The sequence below is a fragment of the Caproicibacterium sp. NSD3 genome (assembly GCF_053613275.1).
This window is the reverse complement of the sequence record NZ_CM132119.1, coordinates 971,989-992,002: the sequence shown is the minus strand read 5'-3', so window position 1 is coordinate 992,002 and position 20,014 is coordinate 971,989. Positions and strand designations below refer to the sequence as shown.

26 protein-coding genes are annotated in these 20,014 nt (G+C 45.4%); 1 reads left to right on the top strand and 25 read right to left on the bottom strand.

All coding sequences use genetic code 11. From position 1 onward, the window contains the following. Positions 1-99 precede the first annotated feature (99 nt). From ACVS9P_RS04920 to ACVS9P_RS04895, 6 genes are all read right to left on the bottom strand, one after another. Positions 100-834 carry an amino acid ABC transporter ATP-binding protein gene (locus ACVS9P_RS04920; RefSeq protein ID WP_452104516.1) on the bottom strand — a complete coding sequence of 245 codons (735 nt, stop codon included), beginning with the start codon at positions 832-834 and terminating at the stop codon, positions 100-102. Continuing rightward, positions 821-1,525, bottom strand: a complete 705-nt coding sequence (locus ACVS9P_RS04915; protein ID WP_452104515.1) for an amino acid ABC transporter permease — start codon at positions 1,523-1,525, stop codon at positions 821-823. The genes ACVS9P_RS04920 and ACVS9P_RS04915 overlap by 14 nt, the downstream gene beginning before the upstream one ends. Before the next feature lie 85 nt (positions 1,526-1,610). Next, positions 1,611-2,462 (bottom strand): transporter substrate-binding domain-containing protein, encoded by an 852-nt coding sequence (locus ACVS9P_RS04910; protein WP_452104514.1) that lies wholly within the window; start codon positions 2,460-2,462, stop codon positions 1,611-1,613. A 97-nt stretch (positions 2,463-2,559) separates the two neighbouring features. Continuing rightward, positions 2,560-3,486: an RluA family pseudouridine synthase gene (locus tag ACVS9P_RS04905; RefSeq protein ID WP_452104513.1), complete on the bottom strand. Its 927-nt coding sequence runs from the start codon at positions 3,484-3,486 to the stop codon at positions 2,560-2,562. 76 nt (positions 3,487-3,562) lie between these two features. Continuing rightward, positions 3,563-4,633, bottom strand: coding sequence for a branched-chain amino acid aminotransferase (locus ACVS9P_RS04900; RefSeq protein WP_452104512.1), 1,071 nt, complete (start codon positions 4,631-4,633; stop codon positions 3,563-3,565). A 106-nt stretch (positions 4,634-4,739) separates the two neighbouring features. Beyond that, positions 4,740-6,065 carry an RsmB/NOP family class I SAM-dependent RNA methyltransferase gene (locus ACVS9P_RS04895; protein ID WP_452104511.1) on the bottom strand — a complete coding sequence of 442 codons (1,326 nt, stop codon included), beginning with the start codon at positions 6,063-6,065 and terminating at the stop codon, positions 4,740-4,742. An 80-nt stretch (positions 6,066-6,145) separates the two neighbouring features. Here ACVS9P_RS04895 and ACVS9P_RS04890 point away from each other — a divergent pair, with 80 nt between their 5' ends. Continuing rightward, the gene (locus tag ACVS9P_RS04890; RefSeq protein WP_452104510.1) at positions 6,146-6,346 is read left to right on the top strand and encodes a hypothetical protein; all 201 of its coding nucleotides are present in this window, start codon (positions 6,146-6,148) and stop codon (positions 6,344-6,346) included. An 84-nt stretch (positions 6,347-6,430) separates the two neighbouring features. Here the strand turns inward: ACVS9P_RS04890 and ACVS9P_RS04885 are convergent, their stop codons facing one another. From ACVS9P_RS04885 to ligA, 19 genes are all read right to left on the bottom strand, one after another. Beyond that, positions 6,431-6,856, bottom strand: a complete 426-nt coding sequence (locus ACVS9P_RS04885) for a Mini-ribonuclease 3 (protein WP_452104509.1) — start codon at positions 6,854-6,856, stop codon at positions 6,431-6,433. A 28-nt stretch (positions 6,857-6,884) separates the two neighbouring features. Beyond that, positions 6,885-8,156 (bottom strand): GTPase ObgE, encoded by a 1,272-nt coding sequence (obgE, locus tag ACVS9P_RS04880; protein ID WP_452104508.1) that lies wholly within the window; start codon positions 8,154-8,156, stop codon positions 6,885-6,887. Positions 8,157-8,261: 105 nt separating this feature from the next. After that, positions 8,262-8,546, bottom strand: coding sequence for a 50S ribosomal protein L27 (gene rpmA / locus ACVS9P_RS04875; protein WP_452104507.1), 285 nt, complete (start codon positions 8,544-8,546; stop codon positions 8,262-8,264). Between the two features lie 6 nt (positions 8,547-8,552). Next, positions 8,553-8,879 carry a ribosomal-processing cysteine protease Prp gene (locus tag ACVS9P_RS04870; protein ID WP_452104506.1) on the bottom strand — a complete coding sequence of 109 codons (327 nt, stop codon included), beginning with the start codon at positions 8,877-8,879 and terminating at the stop codon, positions 8,553-8,555. Next, complete coding sequence (rplU, locus tag ACVS9P_RS04865; RefSeq protein ID WP_452104505.1) at positions 8,879-9,187, bottom strand: 50S ribosomal protein L21; 309 nt, start codon at positions 9,185-9,187, stop codon at positions 8,879-8,881. Before rplU ends, ACVS9P_RS04870 begins: the two co-directional genes overlap by 1 nt. A gap of 136 nt (positions 9,188-9,323) precedes the next feature. Beyond that, positions 9,324-10,220, bottom strand: coding sequence for a polyprenyl synthetase family protein (locus ACVS9P_RS04860; protein ID WP_452104504.1), 897 nt, complete (start codon positions 10,218-10,220; stop codon positions 9,324-9,326). Continuing rightward, the gene (xseB, locus tag ACVS9P_RS04855; protein ID WP_452104503.1) at positions 10,210-10,416 is read right to left on the bottom strand and encodes an exodeoxyribonuclease VII small subunit; all 207 of its coding nucleotides are present in this window, start codon (positions 10,414-10,416) and stop codon (positions 10,210-10,212) included. The genes ACVS9P_RS04860 and xseB overlap by 11 nt, the downstream gene beginning before the upstream one ends. Next, positions 10,413-11,558 carry an exodeoxyribonuclease VII large subunit gene (xseA, locus tag ACVS9P_RS04850; protein ID WP_452104502.1) on the bottom strand — a complete coding sequence of 382 codons (1,146 nt, stop codon included), beginning with the start codon at positions 11,556-11,558 and terminating at the stop codon, positions 10,413-10,415. Before xseA ends, xseB begins: the two co-directional genes overlap by 4 nt. Next, positions 11,555-12,484: a Kae1-like domain-containing protein gene (locus ACVS9P_RS04845; protein ID WP_452104501.1), complete on the bottom strand. Its 930-nt coding sequence runs from the start codon at positions 12,482-12,484 to the stop codon at positions 11,555-11,557. The genes xseA and ACVS9P_RS04845 overlap by 4 nt, the downstream gene beginning before the upstream one ends. Beyond that, positions 12,477-12,881, bottom strand: coding sequence for a transcription antitermination factor NusB (nusB, locus tag ACVS9P_RS04840; RefSeq protein ID WP_452104500.1), 405 nt, complete (start codon positions 12,879-12,881; stop codon positions 12,477-12,479). The genes ACVS9P_RS04845 and nusB overlap by 8 nt, the downstream gene beginning before the upstream one ends. A 125-nt stretch (positions 12,882-13,006) precedes the next feature. Continuing rightward, positions 13,007-13,585 carry a SpoIIIAH-like family protein gene (locus tag ACVS9P_RS04835; RefSeq protein ID WP_452104499.1) on the bottom strand — a complete coding sequence of 193 codons (579 nt, stop codon included), beginning with the start codon at positions 13,583-13,585 and terminating at the stop codon, positions 13,007-13,009. Between the two features lie 38 nt (positions 13,586-13,623). Then, positions 13,624-14,205, bottom strand: a complete 582-nt coding sequence (locus ACVS9P_RS04830; protein WP_452104498.1) for a stage III sporulation protein AG — start codon at positions 14,203-14,205, stop codon at positions 13,624-13,626. Continuing rightward, a complete protein-coding gene (locus tag ACVS9P_RS04825) occupies positions 14,195-14,668 on the bottom strand; it encodes a stage III sporulation protein AF (RefSeq protein ID WP_452104497.1) in 474 nt (157 codons plus the stop codon). The genes ACVS9P_RS04830 and ACVS9P_RS04825 overlap by 11 nt, the downstream gene beginning before the upstream one ends. Beyond that, positions 14,665-15,846 carry a stage III sporulation protein AE gene (locus tag ACVS9P_RS04820; protein WP_452104496.1) on the bottom strand — a complete coding sequence of 394 codons (1,182 nt, stop codon included), beginning with the start codon at positions 15,844-15,846 and terminating at the stop codon, positions 14,665-14,667. The genes ACVS9P_RS04825 and ACVS9P_RS04820 overlap by 4 nt, the downstream gene beginning before the upstream one ends. Positions 15,847-15,875: 29 nt before the next feature. Beyond that, the gene (locus tag ACVS9P_RS04815; RefSeq protein WP_452104495.1) at positions 15,876-16,268 is read right to left on the bottom strand and encodes a SpoIIIAC/SpoIIIAD family protein; all 393 of its coding nucleotides are present in this window, start codon (positions 16,266-16,268) and stop codon (positions 15,876-15,878) included. Positions 16,269-16,280: 12 nt separating this feature from the next. Next, positions 16,281-16,475, bottom strand: coding sequence for a stage III sporulation protein AC (gene spoIIIAC / locus ACVS9P_RS04810; protein WP_180340958.1), 195 nt, complete (start codon positions 16,473-16,475; stop codon positions 16,281-16,283). A 16-nt stretch (positions 16,476-16,491) separates the two neighbouring features. After that, a complete protein-coding gene (locus ACVS9P_RS04805) occupies positions 16,492-16,977 on the bottom strand; it encodes a stage III sporulation protein AB (protein ID WP_452104494.1) in 486 nt (161 codons plus the stop codon). Beyond that, a complete protein-coding gene (locus ACVS9P_RS04800; RefSeq protein WP_452104493.1) occupies positions 16,898-17,908 on the bottom strand; it encodes a stage III sporulation protein AA in 1,011 nt (336 codons plus the stop codon). The genes ACVS9P_RS04805 and ACVS9P_RS04800 overlap by 80 nt, the downstream gene beginning before the upstream one ends. Before the next feature lie 110 nt (positions 17,909-18,018). Further along, positions 18,019-20,004 carry an NAD-dependent DNA ligase LigA gene (gene ligA / locus ACVS9P_RS04795; RefSeq protein WP_452104492.1) on the bottom strand — a complete coding sequence of 662 codons (1,986 nt, stop codon included), beginning with the start codon at positions 20,002-20,004 and terminating at the stop codon, positions 18,019-18,021. Positions 20,005-20,014: the final 10 nt, after the last annotated feature.

The following is a 20,014-nucleotide window of genomic DNA, read 5'->3' as shown; positions in this document are numbered from 1 at the left end:
AAAAGAGCGCGGATTTCTCCGTACTCTAAATCGTATCATATTTTTTGTGAAAAGAAAAGGAGTTTCAGACGATCCAATTTGAAAAATCCACCTTGTCCATCAAAGAACTTTTGAAAGAAAATCCTTTAAACGGGGATGTTTGGGGTTTTCAAAAAATTCTTCCGGCGGCGCTTCTTCTAAGACCTGACCATCATCAACAAACAACACCCGCGTTGCAACTTCTTTTGCAAAATTCATTTCATGAGTTACAACGGCCATTGTCATGCCCTCTTGGGCAAGCTCTCTCATAACCTGCAGCACTTCACCAACCATTTCAGGATCCAGAGCACTGGTCGGTTCATCAAACAGCATCATCTTAGGGTCCATCGCTAAAGCACGGATAATCGCAATCCTCTGCTTTTGTCCTCCGGAAAGCTGGGATGGATAAGAATCCCCTTTATCCGGAAGTCCAATTCGTTTCAGGAGCTGCATTGCCCTTTCATCGGCTTCTTCCTGTGTTTTCAGCTTCAGCATTACAGGAGCCAACGTGATATTTTGCTGTACCGTTAAATGCGGAAAAAGATTAAAATGTTGGAATACCATGCCCATCTGACGGCGAACTGCGTCGACATCGACTCCGGGCACATTGATTCTTTTTCCATCAAACCAGATTTCTCCGCTGGTTGGCATCTCCAGCAGATTCATACAGCGCAAAAAAGTACTTTTACCGGAACCGGAAGGTCCAATGATAACAACCTTTTCTCCATCTACAATTTCTTGATTGATTCCTTTGAGCACTTCCACCGTACCATTCATCGTATGGAACGATTTATGAAGATTTTTAACGGAGATCACTTCTTGCCAGCCTCCTTTCAATATGATGCAGGATTGCTGTAAGCCCGATCACGATCAGCAGATAGACCAAAGCAACTGCAAGAAGCGGCGGGAACGCATCATAGGTAATGGAACGAATAATATCGCCGCCCTTGGTTAAATCCTGGATGCCAACATATCCGGCAACAGAAGTCTCTTTTAAAAGCGCGATAAATTCATTAAACACCGCAGGAGCTACATTTTTAAATGCCTGCGGCAAAATAATTTTAATCAGTGTTTGCTTTTGACTCAGTCCCAGAGAACGTCCTGCTTCTGTTTGACCGCGATCCACCGACTGAATCCCACTGCGGATTACTTCAGCCACATAAGCACCGGAATTAATTCCGAATGATAGAATTGCAATCACCAGAGGCGCGCCACTAGTCAGAATTGCAAAATACATAATCATCAACTGTACTACCATAGGCGTACCGCGAATAACGGTCAGGTAGAGGCCGCCAATCGCATTCAAAACACGAATCCACCAGCTGCGCTGTCCATTGCCATACGCCACACGTACCAGAGCAACTAAAACGCCCAAAATCACACCAATCAGCAAAGCGCCTGCTGTGATCAACAGCGTATTTCCAAGTCCTTTGACCAGATACAGATACCGATTCTGACGGATAAAATCATCAAATAATCTGGCGCTAAGATCATTCCAAAAACCCATAGGGTTTCCTTCCCCCTTTTGAACACCAAACCGCAGGACGGCGATTCTGGCACGTCCTGCGGTTTAATCAGATGTTAATTTTTAGTTAGTCCGCACTGATATATTGACTGACAATCTTATCCATTTCTCCGCTGTCGTTCAGTTCTTTAATGACTCCATTGATTGTTTCTTTGAGGTCGCTGTCCTTCGGTACTGCAATCGCATAGGTTTCTTCTGTCAGTGCCTCATCCAGTTTTTGAATCTTATCCGGATTCTTGGATACATATTTTTCAGCTGGGAAGTTATCAATAACGACTGCATCAATCCGTCCTGCAATCATATCGGAAATTGCATCCATTCCCTTAGGATAACGTTTTACTTCGCTAACTTTAATGTCGCTGGAACCGTCTTCATTGGTGCAATAAATGTCTCCGGTAGTTCCCTGCTGCACACCAACGGTTTTTCCATTCAAATCGGTACGGCTCTTAATATCGCTGCCCTTCTTAACAATAATTGCCTGAGAAGCATTATAATAAGTATCCGTAAAATCAACATTCTTAAGCCGATCTTCCGTTACGCTCAAACCTGCCGCACTAAAATCAGCTTTTCCGGTCTGAACACTCGGTACGCAAGAATCAAATGCAATATCGGTAATTTCAAGTTTGACTCCAAGTTTATCTGCAACCTTCTGTGCAATATCTACATCGATACCAACAATCTTATCGTTGTCTTTGTACTCAAAAGGCTCAAACTCTGCGTTCGTTACCATCGTGATCTTACCCGCTGCCTTAATTTTAGCAACGGCACTATCCGAAGCCGCAGAAGCTGCAGAAGTGGTTGTAGCGGAAGCTGCTGTAGAAGAAGCAGCGCTGCTGGAAGAGCTGCCGCCGCAAGCGGTGCAGCCAGCGATCATAGCAGCTGCTAAAGCAAAAGCTGCAAACATTTTCATTTTTTTCATAATCTTTTCCTCCATAAAAACCTTTAAGAATTATCAATTGAACGGTTTTGATTATATCGCATAAATATTCATAATTCAAGCTTTTTTTGTATATTTGTCAAAAAAGAGTTTCCGGGTCCATTTCACGGACAGCTTTTGTGCAATTTATATTGCAAACGCTCAAAAGTGTGCAGAAATCTTTTGGAAATGGTGCCGAAATTTTGATAACAGATTTTGTAATCGGATGAATAAATTTTAAATATCCACAGTGAAGGGCCTGACGAAAAATCAAGTCTTTTCTGCCTCCATAAAAATCGTCTCCACAGAGCGGATGGCCTAAATAAGCCATATGCACCCGTATCTGATGCGTTCTGCCGGTCTCAATAGAACAGGCAATCAGCGTCTGATTTTTGCCCGATCCTATCACTTTCCAATGCGTAATTGCCGGAGCACCGTCTTCTCGAACCATCCTCTGCAAAGAATGTCCCGGTACCAGTCCAATCGGTGCATTCACCGTTCCAAAACCGGATAAAATCCCTTCACAAACTGCATAATAAACCTTATGAATTTTACCGATCGCAGCAGACGCCGCATATGCATTTTTTGCAAGAAGAACAATTCCGGTCGTATCTTTATCCAATCGATACAATGGCCGAAAAGCACAATGCTCTCCATTTTTTCCTAGATATGTGCAGACAGAAGCCATCAGCGTATCGCGTTCCTCATGTCCGGGACGCCGATAAAGAATCTGCCCCGTCGGTTTATCAACCGCAAGAAAATCATGATCCTCCCATAAAACTTTTGGAAAAAGAACATCTTTGGGTAATGAAAGGTACGGCTCATCTTCAGGAAGCTGCAAGATCACCTTTCGCCCTGCTTTCAAATGATCGGTTGCAATCATTAATTTTCCATCGGCTGTAATTCCTTTTGGAACTCTCTTTAACTTGGCAAGCATACGAGCCGATATTTGACAATAGCTTCTTAAGAAACCTTTTACTGTAACCCCATTATAATTTTCCGGAACAGAAAATTCCAATTTCCGCATGATTTCCTCCACAAAAAAGCCATCTCCGGAATTAACCTCCCGAAGATGGCTTTTCATTCATGCTTGTTTAATGATTTTATTTAACTTCAACTGTCCAGCCGAACGGATCCGGGATTTTGCCCCACTGGATACCGGTCAGGGTATCATAAAGTTTCTGGCTCAGTTCACCAATTTTACCATCGTTGATAATCATGATGTCATCGCCCCATTTAAGATGACCAATTGGAGAAATAACTGCTGCAGTACCGCTGCCGAAAGCTTCTTCCAGCTTGCCGTCCTTTGCAGCATCGGCCAATTCCCGAATGGAAAGGCGGCGTTCAACTACCGGTACGCCCCATTTTTTCAGGATCTCAATGACACTCATACGAGTAACTCCAGGCAGGATAGAACCCTGTAGTTCCGGAGTAACTACTTCTCCGTTAATCTTAAAGAAGACGTTCATAGTACCGACTTCTTCGATGTATTTACGCTCAACACCATCGAGCCAAAGGACCTGTGTATAATCCTGCTTTTCTGCCTCGTCCTGTGCTTTCAAAGAAGCTGCATAGTTACCGGCTGTCTTGGTATAGCCCATGCCGCCACGAACTGCACGGACATAATTCTTCTCAACATAGATCTTAACCGGGTTAAGACCTTCCGGATAGTAGTTTCCTACCGGGCAGGTAATTACAATAAAGAGCAAATGATTCGCAGGATGAACACCGATATGAGGATCCATACCGATGATGAAAGGACGAATATAAAGTGAAGCGCCCTCACTCGTAGGAATCCAATCTTTATCTACCGAAACCAGTTTCTCAATCGCCTTTTCTGCAAATTTCTCATCGATCTGAGGAATGCAAAGACGATCATTTGAGCTGTTCATACGTGCCATGTTTCTATCCGGACGGAACAAAAGAATTCGGCCATCTACCGCACGATAAGCCTTCATTCCTTCAAAAACAGACTGTCCGTAATGCAGACACATTGCTGCCGGAGACATGTCAAGATTACCAAACGGTACGATTCTGGCATCATGCCATCCTTTTCCTTTATCATAGTCCATCAGGAACATATGATCAGAGAAAATCGTGCCGAAAGGAAGCGGCGCTCCCGGCGCTGGCTTTTGCTTCGGATTTTTTGTCAATTCTACCCTGATTTCCTGCATAAAAAATGCCCTCTTTCAATTAAGTATTGACTTATTTTATCATTGTTCCTGCAACTTTTCAAGCCTAAAACTGCATTTTTTATACTTTAAAGCAAAAAATTCTATTTTAATGAATCCGCAGTCCTTTGGGATAATGATTCTTCAAAAATCCGCCGGAACATTTTCCAAAGCCGGTAATAACGCCGTCAACTGCCACTGCCGTATATCCGGAAAATCCCTCCGGCACTGAAATCTGCTCCCCTCGCAAGAATGCCTTCAGCTCCGGTGAATCATGAGAAAGCATCAAACAATGCTGCAAGTTTTCGGGAGCAAGTGTCATAAAAAGCGCATGTTCGGGTTCCAATCTGCCCTTTCGTTCCTTACCGAGCAAAATTCCGGCCCTTCTCACATTTAGCCCCTTTAAAATAGGCAACGGCACTTTTGGCAATAATAAAAACTGATCTCCAATAGGAACCGGTGTTCCAAACATCGGAATCGTAAAAGTATCCTCCCAAAATTTTTGGACAAAATCCGGGACCTTAATTGGCTTCGGTTCTGAAAAAAGTGGTTCTACTGTTTTTTCTCCCGATTTTTTGAGTTTCGCCGCAAAATGGCCTTCTCCCCCATCTATCGGATAGATTCTTCTGGCCTTTGTAAGTGCCGGGCGTCCGCCGGAAATTCCAGAATCGACCAGCTCAAATTCCGAATGATTTTTTAAAAATGCCTCAATAACGCCCTCATTTTCCTCTTGAGAAAACGTACAGGTAGAATAAACTAAAATTCCACCGGGCATTAAAGCTTTCTGCGCACTTTCAAGGATTGCAAGTTGCCGGACCGCACAGGACTTTACATGTTCTGGACTCCATTCCTCAATCGCACGCGGATCTCTGCGAAACATTCCTTCGCCGGAACAAGGCGCATCTACCAGCACTCGATCAAAAAATTCCGGCAACGAAGTACAAAGATGTTCCGGCTCACAGTTGCTGACGACTGCGTTTCGGATTCCCATTCGCTCAATATTGGAAAGCAGAATCGATACGCGAGACGATACAACCTCATTGCTCCACAAAAGACCCTTTCCATTTAAAAGTGCGCCGATTTGCGTACTCTTTCCACCTGGTGCCGCACACAAATCCAAAATTCGTTCTCCGGGCTGAGGAGATAAAGCGGTCACTGCCGACGAAGCAGAAGGCTCCTGTGAATAAAATGCACCGGCGTGATGCATTGGAAAACTGCCAATTTTCTGATCATCCGGGACATAATAACTCAGAGGAGAAAATGGCGTTTGAGCAAGCGAAAATGGAAGCGATTTTTTTAAATTTTCAAGTGTACATTTGGGCGGATTGATTCGAATTCCACGAAAAGGCGGTTTCTGATAAGAATCAAAAAAAGCTGATGCCTCTTCTTTTAGCTGTTCTCTCATTCTTTCCACAAATGCCTGCGGCAATTCCAAACAGAATCAACTCTCTTTCTCTGTATATTTGTATATTTTTTTTAAATCCTCACATACTACCCAAGAAGGAGGTGAGTGATTTGGATCGTTACAGCAATAATAATAGTCAGAACTGCTCTGACAGCACAAATTCTACCAACAATTCTGTTCAGAACAAAAAGAGCCAGTCTGCTCAGGACAAAAAGAATCAGTCTTCTCAGGACAAAAAGAGCCAGTCTGCTCAGAACAAAAAGTCCGACAGTAATTCTCAGGACTGCACTGGTCGCAATTATCAGAACTAATTCATCCTTCTTCCAATATTCCTAAAAATCAGAGAATCAGGGGATGTTTGCAGAATTTCTGCAGCACCCCCTGATTTTTGTTTATTAAAAATTTGTTTTTTCAATGTTCTGCATCTGAATTTTGCAGATTTCCCGAAAAAGTTCTTGCAGACGTTTTAAGTCACCTTTTAAGTATAAATATCCAAAAAGGGACTCCAATGCCGTTGCTGCATGATAATCCGCTACCGACGCATTTTTGGGTACATGTCCAACATGGGCATTGCGCCCACGTTTTAATACTCCTATTTCTTCTTCCGACAAAAGCGGTTCTAGTTTGGGAACCACCATTGCCTGCGCTGCTGCCTGTACCTGTGCGACTGCATGTTTATGCAATTCTTTTACGGGGCAATTCCCTTGAAGCACCAAACGTTCTCTAACAAAAAGCTCAAAGACACCATCTCCGATAAATGCTAATGTCAGCGGGCTATAGCTTTTGGGGTCACAATCCGTTTCCGCAAGAAAACGATCCATTCCTTTCGTTCCTTTCCTATCAACTCAATCATTCAATAAAATCAAATTGAATATCATAGATACTGACCGTATCGCCTTCTTGGATTCCAGCTTCCCTCAGCTTATCGATCACACCGGTTTCAATCAGCACGCGCTGAAAATACTGAACAGATTCATAATCATCGAAATTGACGGAACGGATCACCTGCAGCAACCATTTTCCTTCTACAAAGAAAACATTGTCTTCTTTCTTAATCTGAACTTCTCCCTGTCCCAATTCTTCCGGCGAGACAATCGGGGCCGGCTGCGGCTCATATCGCCGAATGGGCGGAAGTTTCGACAGCATTTCGCTGATCTTATTGAGCAGAGGATCTACTCCATAGCGGATTGCCGCCATGATTGGGAAAAATGAATATCCTTTTTGCTCCACAAAGGCTTTAAGGTCTGCGATTTGCTCATCGCTTGCCATATCACATTTATTGCCTGCCACAATCATCGGCCGTTTTGCAAGCTCCGGATCAAATTTTTCGAGTTCCTGATTGATCGTGTCAAAATCCTGCTTTGGATCTCTCCCCTCACTACCGGAAACATCTATCACATGAACAAGCAGACGGCAGCGCTCTACATGGCGCAAAAATTGATGTCCGAGTCCGGCGCCTTCCCAAGCACCTTCAATCAGGCCAGGAATATCCGCCATGACAAAGGAACGTCCTTCTCCTATGCGGACAACCCCCAAGACCGGAGTAAGAGTTGTAAAGTGATAGTTTGCAATATTTGGCTTTGCCTCACTGACAACACTTACAAGTGTACTTTTTCCGACATTTGGATAGCCAACTAGTCCCACATCTGCAAGAAGTTTCAGTTCCAACTGAACATCCATCTCTTCGCCGGGCGTTCCCGGCTTTGCAAAGCGCGGCACTTGTCTTGTCGGCGTTGCAAAATGGGTATTGCCCCATCCGCCGCGTCCGCCGTGAAGGACGACCTGCGCCTCTACATCTGAAATATCCGCTAAAATACGTCCACTTTCTGCATCTTTAATCAGAGTTCCGCGGGGAACTCTGATTACCAGATCTTCGCCGCTTTTCCCAAAGCAACGCTTTGCGCGCCCATTTTCTCCGTTTTGAGCCACATATCTGCGTTTATAACGAAAATCAGCCAGCGTGGAAAGATTGTCGTCTGCCAAGAAAGCAATATTTCCTCCCTTGCCGCCGTCTCCTCCATCCGGGCCACCTGCTGCCACATATTTTTCCCGGCGAAAAGTTACGGCTCCGTTTCCACCGTCTCCCGCTTTTAAATGAATTTTGGCATTGTCTATAAACATAAGAATCCTCCTGGAAAAATCCTTTTACAATGATAATTCCTCAAAAAAGTGAAAAAATCCCAGGCAATTCCGGCCTGGGATTTTCATCATTTTACTCAATAAAGCTTATTGCTCTGCTGCGTATACGCTGACCTTTTTGCGGTCTGCGCCATAATGCTCAAACTTTACGTTGCCGCTGATCTTTGCATACAGCGTATCGTCTGAACCGATCCCCACATTCTCGCCGGGATGAATATGAGTGCCGCGCTGCCTTACCAAAACATTTCCGGCCAGGACATACTGACCATCCGCGCGTTTGACACCGAGGCGCTTAGACTCGGAATCACGGCCGTTCTTTGTGGAGCCCATACCTTTTTTATGAGCAAACAACTGAATGTTAATTTTTAACATAATTTATCACACCTCTTGATATCTGACTTTAATTCTTTTCGGATACTGTTCCTCCAACCCCAACATATGGAGCTTAAAGCCCTCTAAAATTGACTGACTGGAATAAGCACGCCCCGACGGAAGCTTTAAGGAACACCTGCCATCCGCCGTATCTACGACTGCCTCTGCATGAAGAACATCCGTAATGGTATTGACGACAAGATATGCCGCAGAGGAAACCGCCGCACAGACAATTTCTTCGCCCTTATCTTCTTTGCCGCTACCGGCATGTCCTTCCATTAAGAATCCCAGCAATTCGCCCTTGGGGTCTTTTAGGAAGTCACAGACAATCATTACGCATTAATGGCTTCGATCTGCACTTTTGTATAAGGCTGACGATGACCCATTCTGCGGGATTCATGTTTTTTGGCCTTATAGGTCCAGATATTGATTTTTTTGCCCTTTCCGCTCTTAAGAACTTTGCCCTGAACGGAAGAACCCTCTACATAAGGAGTGCCGACCTTCAATCCATCGTCTGTTGCGACTGCCAGAACCTTAAAGTCGACCGTGGTGTTATCCTCTGCTGCAAGCTTCTCGACAAAAATGACATCGTCATTCTGTACTTTATACTGCTTGCCGCCGGTTTCGATGATTGCAAACATAGTGATAAATCCTGCCTTTTTATAGACTCGCTACGACGGGTGAGCATTTCTGCTTCTTCAATAGCCCGCAATAAGCGGCTTAACAATAATATCATAACAGCACTTTTTTGTCAATGATTTCTTAAAAATGCTTTGATTAATGCTTTCTCTCTGAAAGACCCTCGGCAAGCGCTTTCAAAAACTCTGCACGTTCTCCAAATGGTTCCAACGCAGAAACCGCTTCTTTCGTAAGATCTTTTACCTTCTGCTGTGCTTTTGAAATGCCTAAAATCGAAACATAAGTGCTCTTTTCGTTTTCAATATCGCTTCCTACAGGTTTTCCGAGGGATTTTGTGTCGCCTTCCACATCAAGAATATCATCTTGAATTTGAAACGCAAGACCGATCGCCTTCGTATAATCATCGGCAGCTTTTCGCATTTCTTTTGAGGCTCCGGCAAGTGCACACCCCATCGCCGCCGCCGCACGGATCAATGCACCGGTCTTATTGGCATCCATAATCTGAAGGGTCTTAAAATCAATCTCATGCCCTTCGCTCTCAAGATCGATCACCTGGCCGCCGACCATTCCGTGATCACCTGCAGCCCTCGCTAAAATGCCTGCGGCCTCCGCTGCACGGGAAGCGCCCGCGAAAGCAACAGAATCCGGCGCCAAGATCACCTCAAAAGCCTTTGTGAGCAGTGCATCTCCCGAAAGAAGTGCAATATCTTCCCCATACACTTTATGATTGGAAGCTCTGCCACGGCGTAAATCATCGTCATCCATACAAGGAAGATCATCATGAATCAAAGAATAGGTATGCACCATCTCCAGCGCACAGGCAAACGGCAGCGCCTTTTCGGGCTCCCCTTTGCAGATTCCGCAAAACTCCAGCACCAGAATCGGGCGAAGCCGTTTTCCGCCTGCCAAAAGACTATATCGCATAGATTCCGTCAAATTGGCGATCAATCCCGTTTCTTCCGGAACATAAACTTCCAGCGCTTGATCAATTAATTGACAAAGCTTTTTAAGTTTTAAATCAAATTCAAGCTTCATCAGTTGTTTCCTCCCCAGTCAAAGTGTGAACCTTCTGTTCTGCTTTTTCCAGCGTCTCATAGCAATATTTGCTGAGCTTAGCTCCTTCTTCGTAAAGCTTCAGTGATTTTTCCAGAGAAACTGTGGAATTCTGCAGAGAAGTTACAATCTCTTCCAAACGGGAAACTGCCGATTCAAACGTCATTTTTGATTTCATACTTGCTCCTGTTCCAAAACGCGGCACTTAAGTGCCCCATTTTTCAGTCTGAGATGAAGAATTTCGTTTGGTGCCGCCTCTGAAGCATTCTCCAAAATTGTACCGTCTTCTTTCTTAACGACCGCATATCCGCGGCCAAGCACCTTTAAAGGACTCAGCGCATCGAGCTGTGCCATCAGCCTTGAAAGCTTTTGATGGTTTTTTTCCAAAGGCTGATGGAGGGATTCTCCTAGCGCCATTGTTACACGGTCTAACTTCTGCCGTTCAAGGTTCATACGATTCTGTAAAGAATTTCTGAGGACCTCATCTGTATGCAAAAGATTTCTCAACACCTCTCCGCGATCCGGCACTGCCAGTTCCGCAGCAGCACTAGGCGTTGGTGCCCTCAGGTCTGCTACAAAATCACAAATTGTAAAATCCGTTTCATGGCCAACCGCCGAAATAATCGGAATTTTTGATTCTGATACTGCTCGTGCCACACATTCCTCATTAAAAGCCCAGAGATCTTCGATACTGCCGCCGCCTCTTCCGACAATCAAAACATCCGCGGCTTTTTCGCGGTTAAAACGTGCAATCGCCTCTGCGATCTGCTGCGCCGCTCCTTCCCCCTGCACCAATACAGGGCAAAGGACCACTTCGCTTAAAGGCCATCGGCGGGAAAGAATATTCAAAATATCACGAACTGCCGCTCCAGTAGGAGAAGTGACAACGCCGATTCTTTCCGGACATCTGGGAAGCGCTTTTTTGCGCTCTTCTGCAAAAAGCCCTTCTTTCTCCAATCGATTTTTCAGCTGTTCAAAAGCGATTGCCAGAGCACCGGCTCCTACCGGCTGCAATTCATTCACATAAAATTGATACTGGCCGGTCACTTCATAAAGAGAAACTTTTCCACAGGCCAGCACCTTCATACCGTCTTCCGGCTTAAAGCGAAGCCTACGGGCATTTCCTGCAAACATCACCGCCTTGATTACACCGCCTGAATCCTTCAGAGAAAAATAAAGATGGCCGGAACGATAATGATCGGTAAAATTAGAGATTTCACCCTGCACGTAAACGACCTGCAGATTGCGGTCGCCCTCCAAAATAGATTTGACATAGGTATTAAGCTGAGTAACGGTCAAAACATTGGTATGTGCATTCATAGCATTCCCTCCCGCAGAGCAGTCAATACTGCAATTCCCGCCGCGTTATCCGCAGAGAAGACCGGTTCTGCAAAAAAAGCCTGATACTTTTTAGAGATGCCGTCTTTTAGAAAAGCATTGGACATTACGCCTCCCGCAAATACAAGAGGAAGGCCCGGACGCTCTTTGAGCAATGCCTTTGTCATATTGCACAGTGCTTCCAGAATAAAGGACAGGCAATATTTTGCGATATCTTCTTTTTCCGCGCCTTCCTGCAGCATCTTTCGGCACTGATTTTCGACTCCGGAAAGCGAACAGTCACAGCCTTTCATCGGCACATGGACTTTAAAGGATTTTTTCGACTGCTGTGCAAGCTTTTCAAGCTGCGGTCCTGCCGGAAATGGCAATCCCAAAAGGCCGCCTACGCGATCGATTGCTTGTCCAGCTTTTAGATCCAGCGAATGTGCCACAAGTTCCATGGGAATTTCCGAATCTGGCAGTACATGGAGCGCTTCCGTTGTTCCACCCGATACATGAAAAGCGTAAAATTCTTTTCCGATCAGGTCAAGACGCCCAGAAGAATAAAGAGCCGCAGTGATATGCCCCTGCTGATGGGACCATTTAAAAAGCGGAACATTGAGCGCCGCTGCTAATGCTCTGCCGACTCCTTCCCCTACGGTAAAACAAGGCATATAGCTGCCATCTACCGCTCTCGGCCGAGAAGAAATTCCGACAGCTCCAATTTCTCCATGAGGAGCAGACAATAGCTTTTCCAAAATTTCCGGCAGCTGCTGCGTATGGTGAAAAACCGCATCACTTTGACGCAGGCCGAGCGTCCCCGGTTTCACGGGAAGAAGCTTTTTCTGCTGTCTTACCCCATCTACCGAATTCCAAAGCGCCGCAGAAGTCGTATAATTGCTGGTATCGATTCCCAAACACTCAATCATGCTGTTCCAATTCCTTTGCGACACTTCCCAAAACGCCATTTAAAAATTTGGGATCTTCTGCGCCGCCATATTTTTTCGCAAGGTCCACTGCTTCGTTGATCGAAACGCTCACCGGAATTTCTTCTTCCCACTTCATCTCATAAATACAAAGCCGCAAGAGGGAAATGCACACTTTAGAAAGGCGATTCATCTTCCAACTTTTTGTATAGCGCGAAATGATCTCATCAATCTCATCAAGATGTGATTCGACTCCCTTTGATTCTTTCTCTGCAAAAGGATCCGCCTGAAATTCTTCTGACTCTTCCGCATCCGTGATGATCTCATCAATACTTCCATGATTGATGTTTTGCTGAAACACCAGAATAAATGCCTGTTCTCTTGCTTTGCGTCGTTTCATAAAGCCTCCTGATTTTTTTAAAAAAATAAACCCTCCAATTTGTGGAGGGTTTTGATGACAAAATAACATTCGATTTTCAAACATCCACGGCTTTATTATACCACGAAAATTCTCCAGAACAACTATTATTTGCTCTCGATGATTTTAATTTTATCATAAGTAACGCCGGTCTGACCAACAACAATATCTTTAATCAGCATGACGGCTTCGGACATTTCCTTATCGCCTTTGCTGACAACCACATTGCAGGTTCCATTTTGCAAATATACGACGCAATCGTTGAACCCTTTTGCTTTAATTAGATTTTCGGCATTATTTTCCTGCTGAATATTTTGTGCAATCTCTGCCGCCTTCGTTACGGCTTCTTTCTTGGCGTCTTCACTGGAAGAAACATCTGATGTGACCTTCTCCAAAAGTTCTACTGACTGATCTCTGGCCTTCTGACGGGTAAGCCGTGCCTGCGTAAAGCTGTCGCTGCTGCTGGAAGCTGCAGAAGAAGTCGTCATTTCTTCAGAGGAATCAGCCACCGAAGAAGTGCTCGGATCTGCATTGACAAGTTGTGCCTGACCCAATTCTTTTTCCGAAGCCGTTGTTCCGGCCATCTGCACTGTATTGCCCCCTGCAAACTGCCAGTTAAGATAAACCGCCGCGCCTAACGCTACGACTAAAGCTGCCAGAATCACCTGACGTTTTCCCATTTTCATCTGAAACTCCTCCTTGTCGTGAATAAAATAAATATCGTTCAGGAATCAGAACGCACCACACAGACTCTGGCAGAACTAATTCCTACCGCCGTTGTTACTGCAGAAATGATTTTCTCCTGTACAGCAGGATTATCAGCGCCTGGGCAAGTAACAACAACGCCTTGAATTTTCGGCTGCTGCTGCGTAATTTCCACTGGATGCTCATTTCCATTTGCGTCTCTTACAAGAATATATTTCGTTTCAAGGCTGCTATTATCAGTATTTCTGCTTCCGGAAGAATCCTGGGCCTTCTGGGTTGTCGTTTTCTCTTCTGTTGCATAGACCTGCGCCGTTCCCTGTTCCAGCGTCACCAAAACATGCGGCGTTCCGGCACCCGAAATCTGAGAAATCAGTTCGCTCAAGCGCTGCTCCATCTGCGCTGTATAATTCTGATTGCTCTCCTGGGAAGAAACCGCAGAGGCGGCGGTCTGTACAGACTGCTGTGTTTCTTTTCCGGTTTTTCCGAAAACAGAGCTAAGAAAAATCAGTGCAATTCCCGCAAACGCAAGAATCAAAACAATTTTTCGGCTGAAATCGTGCTCCATCAGTCTTTTTAAAAAGTCCTTCTTTTCAGCTTCCATCTGTTTTCACCTCCGTCTCGAGTCCCAGAGATTTGGCTAAAAAATCCCGGATATCCTCTTTGGAAGCAGACTCCGATATTGGCAGCGTCACGATAACTTTGGTAATGTGTATGCTTCCATCCTCGCTATTATCCATCAAAACGGACACGTCTGTGCAGCTAAGTGATTTTTTTTTGAGTTCCGACTTGACAAGTCCCACAATGCTGCTTTTGGCCGCTTCTACATATTGATCATCCACTGCCTTAGAAAGCGTTGAATCCGGCGTTTTCTGGGAAGTAGCACGATCCAATTTTTCGGAAACTTCCGGGACGACATCCTTTAACGGAGCAATCAAAACACACAGAACCAGTGCTCCCATAACAAGGCGCACCAATTTTGCCGTAGAGCCGCTCGGCAGCAAAAACTGCAGCATTGCGGAAGCCACCGCTACCAGGCAGATCCCAACTGCCCATGATTCAATCATGCAGTATTTCCCCCTCCAACGATTACCAAAAGCACACTGGAAACAGTCAGTACAGTCAGAGAACAAATCAGGATTGCAAGAAGGGTTTCCATTACAGAAGAACATGCCCTTAAAAGATCGGAAAGTTCTTTCAAAGCAAAAATGTCGCCCACCCCTGCACAAAAGCTCAGCAGGATAATCCAGACAAGGCAACTAAGAATCGACGGCAAAAAAATGATTGCTTCTGCAAGCAATACAAAAGCTCCTACACCAGACTTTAAAATTCCAACGCACCCACTTACCGTATGGATCGCTTCGCTCAAAGCGCTTCCCACAACCGGCACAAAACTACTGACCACAAATTTTGCAGCGCGGTTGCCTCCGGTATCCACTGAAGTAGAAATCATTTGGCGCATCGTAAGAAGGCTAGTAAAAACCGTCATCAGAAATCCCAAAATCCACTTGACCCCTTTAGAAAACGCCTGACAGATTCCAGAAAGTTTGAGGTCTGGTGAAAGGGAAGAAACAATCGAGATTGCTAAGAAAATACGCATAGCAGGCGCAAGGATTTGTGCTGAAATCAATTCGACCCCATTGCCGGCAGCTGCTGTCAAAAGCTGCCATGACGCCGCAGAAACCGGTTGTCCTCCCGCAAGAAGGATTCCTCCCATAATTGGAATGGTTGCCAACGAAAATCCAGCCGCGGTTTTAATCACTGCACAGGCAGCAACGATCGAATAAATCAGCGGTTCTACCACACAAACGCAAACGCAAAGAGCTCCCACTACCCCAACGGCGCTCCCAATTTCTTCTGTTCCCACCGAAAGTTTCAGCGCGCTGACCATTGCGCACAGAACCATAATTGCGATAGAAGAAGCTGCCGCTTTTAATGGAGTCGATCCCTCTTTGCCCGTTAACCCAAACACCATGGAAAAAAACTCTTGGGGCGTAATCTTTCCGATATTCCGAAAATCCCCGTTCACCGCGCCCAAGTGATTCATCAGTTCTTTTGTGGAATCCGGAAGCTCCCCCCAAAGACTATTTGCTCCACTTTTTTCCACCTGTTCCTGATAGAGATCTTCTGATACGCTTTCTCCCGTTTCTTCTGCCATGACCCGTGGAGTATTTAAGAAAAAGAGCAGAAGAATTATAAAAAAAGCAATCAAAAATTTTGTCTTTTTTTTCTGTATTCCTATCACTTTTGGAACACCGCCTTTTCTGGTTCCTTTTATCCGGAAGTGATCAGAGAAGCTGCAATCGCTGCAATTTGCTCAAAAAGCGGAAGTGCAAAAACCAGGATTTCCACCCGACCTGCAAGCTCCACTTTTGCGGCCAATGAGCTTTCTCCGGAATCTCTGCACGCATCCGCCGCAAACTGCGTCAGAAAACTAACTCCCAATGTTTTGATCAAAATCGCGCCAAACTCCGCTTTAATTCCCGCGCTTTGAAATAAGCTCGTCAATTCACTTATTGCAGGCAGCACATTCTTTAAAATCTGCAGAGTAATTAAAACCCCGGCAGCGATTCCCAATGCCAGAGCCTGCTCTCCATTCTGCCGGCGAAGCAGAAGAATGATTGCCAGAGAAAGGAGCGCGATTCCGAGAATCCCAAACAGTGTCATTTTGATTCCCCGCTAAAGGCCAAAAATAGATTTGATCGTCCCGAAAAGGGTACTGATCTGCTGAACAATCATCATCAGCACTACAATCAATCCGGCAAGCGTTGTCATCATTGCCTGTTCCTCCCTGCCGGAACGTATCAAAAGCTGATTCAAGACCGCAACAATAATCCCAATAGCGGCAACTTTAAAAATAAAATCCACATCCATGAATTTCCCTCCATTTTCAGCAGAGAAGTAATGCTGCCGCAGCACCACCAAAAAGTCCCAACATTCGATAAAGCTTTCCTTTTTTCTTTTCGTCTTCTTCTGCTTTTAAAAGTGTCTTTTTTGTAAGACTGCCACATAAGCTGCAATGATTTAGCTGTCCCTGCGTATCACTCGCTCCAAATCCTTCTCCGAACTGGCCGAGAAGTTCTCGATCCTCCTCGCAAAGGACTGGACTCTCCTCTGCTTTTTTCCACGCCTGCGGAAAAGGTTCTCCTGCTTTAAGTGCTGCAAGAAGCGGCGCCATAAAGTCGAGACTTTTTCCATGGCGCATGCAAATTTCTTCTACCGGCATTCCTTCATAGGAAACTTCCGTTGCTGCGTTATCAAGAAAAATGCAAAAATTTTTAAGTCTTGTTACCCGATCATGCAGTTTCTTCGACTCCAGATATCCCGCTGTGGCTCCTGCTAAAAGAAGAAAAACCGCCCCGATCCACTTGAGCAAGAAGATCACCTGCCCTCAATAATTGCTGAATATGTCCCGGCACTCCGCGTGACAAAAGTGCTATTCTCTGAAAAGCGCCGCTTTGGAGCAGTGCTTTGGTCTGTGGACGATGTAAAAGTTCTGAAAGGCTTCCCGCATGGATACTTGCAATTACCGCTGCACCCGCATTTACGCTCTGCACCAGTGCCTGCGCTTCTCCCAATCCTCCCAGCTCATCACAAATCAGATATTCCGGTGACATCGACCGCACCGCCAGAAGAATTCCATCGACTTTTTGAAATCCATCCAAAACATCGCAGTTAAGGGAACTCCAAGCGGGTATTCCGTTATTGACCCCACAGATTTCACCACGTTCATCGATAACCGTCACCTTATGAATCGCTGAATTTTGTCCACCGGAAAGATACATGGCGATATCCCTCAAAATCGTTGTCTTACCGGAAGCAGGGGGGCCTGCAAGGAGCAAGCCTCCTTCCAGAATTTCTGGCCTTTTGAGCAATGCACCTGCACATCCGGGAACCGCCCTCGCAATTCTAATATTTAAAGAAGATACATCCCGAATCCCCGTCTGCTTTCCTTCCCGATAAACGGCTGTCCCACAGACTCCAACTCGATGACCACCCAGCAGGGTCAAAAAGCCGGTACGAATCTGTTCCTGATGACTATAAATAGAATAGCTGCACATCTCCCGAAAGCTTTCCTGCAAGTCTTCCATCGATGCACACAACCCCTGCTCCTGCTGCAGCGTGACGCCTTCATGATTCAAAAACCATGTGACTCCTTTTCCCCAAAGGCAAATTGGTCTGCCTGCACGCAGCCGAATCTCTGAAATGGAAGTCTGTATTTGGGGCGGTAATGCGCGCAGCAAATCCCGGATTCTGGGAGCAATCGGTGCTGTTGCTTCCCGAAAGCTTTTTTCAGGATTTTCCATGTTCTTGTCCCACCTTTCATTATCACAGGTATATGGACGAGCCGAAAAAAATAGAACCTGACAAAAGAAAAAGCCGCCGGCTTTTAAAACCGACGGCAAAATTTTTCTATTTAATTTTCATTTAGCAATTTTAAGAAGTCATCTTCCGAGAGAATCGGGACTCCAAGTTTCTGTGCCTTTTCCAGCTTACTGCCGGCTTCCTCTCCGGCAAGCACATAGCTTGTTTTTTTCGAGACACTTCCGCTGACCTTTCCGCCAAATTTCTCAATGACGGAGGAAGCTTCTGAACGAGTCATTGTCGGAAGCGTTCCGGTCAACACAAAGGTCTTTCCTGCAAAACGTGTATCCTGTACCTCTCTATGAGAAGTCATATTCACGTTCGCATCGGAAAGGTGTCCGATCAATTCTCCGGTCGCAGGAAGGTCAAAAAACTCTCGAATACTTTGCGCCATGATCTCTCCGAATCCTTCAATCGAAGCGATTGTTTCTGTGGATGCTTCAAAGATCTCTTTGATATCCAAAAAACGTCCGGCCAAAAGTTTTGCAGCTTTCTGACCAACATGTGGAATTCCCAATCCGTAAAGAAGACGTGATAAGTCGTTCTCTTTGGAACGCTCGATGGCAGAAAGAAGATTCTGCGCAGATTTTTTTCCCATTCGTTCCAAGCTCAGAAGCTGCGGTTCAGTCAGGTGATAAAGATCAGCCGGAGAACGTACCAGTTTTTTTCCGATCAGCTGATCAATTACAGCCGGCCCCATTCCATCGATATCCATCGCGTCTCTGCTGGTAAAATGGATCAGATGTCTCGTAAGCTGTGCAGGACAATCCGCGTTGGTACAGCGTAACGCAGATTCTCCCTCTTCCCGCACTACCGGACTCCCGCAGGAAGGACAAACCTTCGGTAGGAAATACGGCTCGGAATTTTCCGCATGAGAAATCACCCTGACAATTTCCGGAATGATTTCTCCGGCCTTTCGCAGGCAGACTTTATCTCCCACCCGAATCTCTTTTTCAGAAATAAAATCCTGATTATGAAGTGTTGCACGGCTGACGGTGGTTCCCGCCAAGGTAATCGGTTCAAACACGCCAGTAGGTGTTAAAACGCCGGTCCGCCCAACGTTTACTTCAATCGAAAGAAGAGTTGTTTCTTTTTCTTCCGGCGGATATTTAAACGCTTCTGCCCACTTTGGAAACTTTGCGGTACTGCCAAGCGATGCACGCTGTGCAAAATCATTTACTTTGACAACAGCACCATCGATCGAATAATCAAATTCTCCGCGCCGTTCACCGATCTCCCGAATATGTGCGATTGCTTCTTCAATATTCTGGCAGACCTGATAAAACGGTGAAACGGCAAACCCGAGTCTTCTTAAATATTCCAGCGATTCGTCGTGACGGGAAAGCGTTTCGCCCGAAACCTGCTGAACATTAAAAACAAAAATGTCAAGGACACGGGAAGCGGTGATTTTGGGATCTTTTTGCCGCAGAGAACCCGCTGCTGCATTGCGCGGATTCTTAAACGGTTTCTCTCCATTCAATTCCTGACGAGCGCAAAGCTGCCAGAAGCTTTGATGAGACATATAAACCTCTCCGCGAACCTCCAGATAAGGAACCGGCTCTTTGAGTGTTTTCGGAATGGTTCGAATCGTTCTTAAATTTTCAGTAACATCTTCTCCAACTGTTCCATCCCCGCGGGTAGAACCGCGAAAAAATTTTCCATCTCGATATTCAAGCGAAACCGAAAGACCATCAAATTTTGGTTCTACTACATAGGTCACTTCCGGCACAGTTTCTCTTACACGGCGGTCAAAATCGCGCATCTCTTCCTCAGAAAAAGAATCGTGAAGGCTCTCCATCACAACTTCATGCGTTACTTTCTGAAACGTATTCAAAGCTGGCCCGCCGACTCTGCGAGTTGGGGAATCCAACGTACGCAATTCTGGAAATTCCCGTTCTAGATTTTCGAGTTCACGATAGAGCATATCATATTCATAATCGTCAATTTCCGGTGCATCTTCTACATAATACTTGCGACTATGATAATTGATCTGTTCTCTCAGTTCTCGAATTCTTTTTTCTGCTTCCTCCCGTTGCACAGAAAGCACC

What these genes read in the sequence shown, in the direction of transcription:
- ACVS9P_RS04915 (WP_452104515.1), bottom strand. Translation starts at nt 1,525, where the DNA reads ATGGGTTTTTGGAATGATCTTAGCGCCAGATTATTTGATGATTTTATC.
- ACVS9P_RS04910 (WP_452104514.1), bottom strand. Translation starts at nt 2,462, where the DNA reads ATGAAAAAAATGAAAATGTTTGCAGCTTTTGCTTTAGCAGCTGCTATG.
- ACVS9P_RS04905 (WP_452104513.1), bottom strand. Translation starts at nt 3,486, where the DNA reads ATGCGGAAATTGGAATTTTCTGTTCCGGAAAATTATAATGGGGTTACA.
- ACVS9P_RS04900 (WP_452104512.1), bottom strand. Translation starts at nt 4,633, where the DNA reads ATGCAGGAAATCAGGGTAGAATTGACAAAAAATCCGAAGCAAAAGCCA.
- ACVS9P_RS04885 (WP_452104509.1), bottom strand. Translation starts at nt 6,856, where the DNA reads ATGGATCGTTTTCTTGCGGAAACGGATTGTGACCCCAAAAGCTATAGC.
- obgE (WP_452104508.1), bottom strand. Translation starts at nt 8,156, where the DNA reads ATGTTTATAGACAATGCCAAAATTCATTTAAAAGCGGGAGACGGTGGA.
- rpmA (WP_452104507.1), bottom strand. Translation starts at nt 8,546, where the DNA reads ATGTTAAAAATTAACATTCAGTTGTTTGCTCATAAAAAAGGTATGGGC.
- ACVS9P_RS04870 (WP_452104506.1), bottom strand. Translation starts at nt 8,879, where the DNA reads ATGATTGTCTGTGACTTCCTAAAAGACCCCAAGGGCGAATTGCTGGGA.
- rplU (WP_452104505.1), bottom strand. Translation starts at nt 9,187, where the DNA reads ATGTTTGCAATCATCGAAACCGGCGGCAAGCAGTATAAAGTACAGAAT.
- ACVS9P_RS04860 (WP_452104504.1), bottom strand. Translation starts at nt 10,220, where the DNA reads ATGAAGCTTGAATTTGATTTAAAACTTAAAAAGCTTTGTCAATTAATT.
- xseB (WP_452104503.1), bottom strand. Translation starts at nt 10,416, where the DNA reads ATGAAATCAAAAATGACGTTTGAATCGGCAGTTTCCCGTTTGGAAGAG.
- xseA (WP_452104502.1), bottom strand. Translation starts at nt 11,558, where the DNA reads ATGAATGCACATACCAATGTTTTGACCGTTACTCAGCTTAATACCTAT.
- ACVS9P_RS04845 (WP_452104501.1), bottom strand. Translation starts at nt 12,484, where the DNA reads ATGATTGAGTGTTTGGGAATCGATACCAGCAATTATACGACTTCTGCG.
- nusB (WP_452104500.1), bottom strand. Translation starts at nt 12,881, where the DNA reads ATGAAACGACGCAAAGCAAGAGAACAGGCATTTATTCTGGTGTTTCAG.
- ACVS9P_RS04835 (WP_452104499.1), bottom strand. Translation starts at nt 13,585, where the DNA reads ATGAAAATGGGAAAACGTCAGGTGATTCTGGCAGCTTTAGTCGTAGCG.
- ACVS9P_RS04830 (WP_452104498.1), bottom strand. Translation starts at nt 14,205, where the DNA reads ATGGAAGCTGAAAAGAAGGACTTTTTAAAAAGACTGATGGAGCACGAT.
- ACVS9P_RS04825 (WP_452104497.1), bottom strand. Translation starts at nt 14,668, where the DNA reads ATGATTGAATCATGGGCAGTTGGGATCTGCCTGGTAGCGGTGGCTTCC.
- ACVS9P_RS04815 (WP_452104495.1), bottom strand. Translation starts at nt 16,268, where the DNA reads ATGACACTGTTTGGGATTCTCGGAATCGCGCTCCTTTCTCTGGCAATC.
- spoIIIAC (WP_180340958.1), bottom strand. Translation starts at nt 16,475, where the DNA reads ATGGATGTGGATTTTATTTTTAAAGTTGCCGCTATTGGGATTATTGTT.
- ACVS9P_RS04800 (WP_452104493.1), bottom strand. Translation starts at nt 17,908, where the DNA reads ATGGAAAATCCTGAAAAAAGCTTTCGGGAAGCAACAGCACCGATTGCT.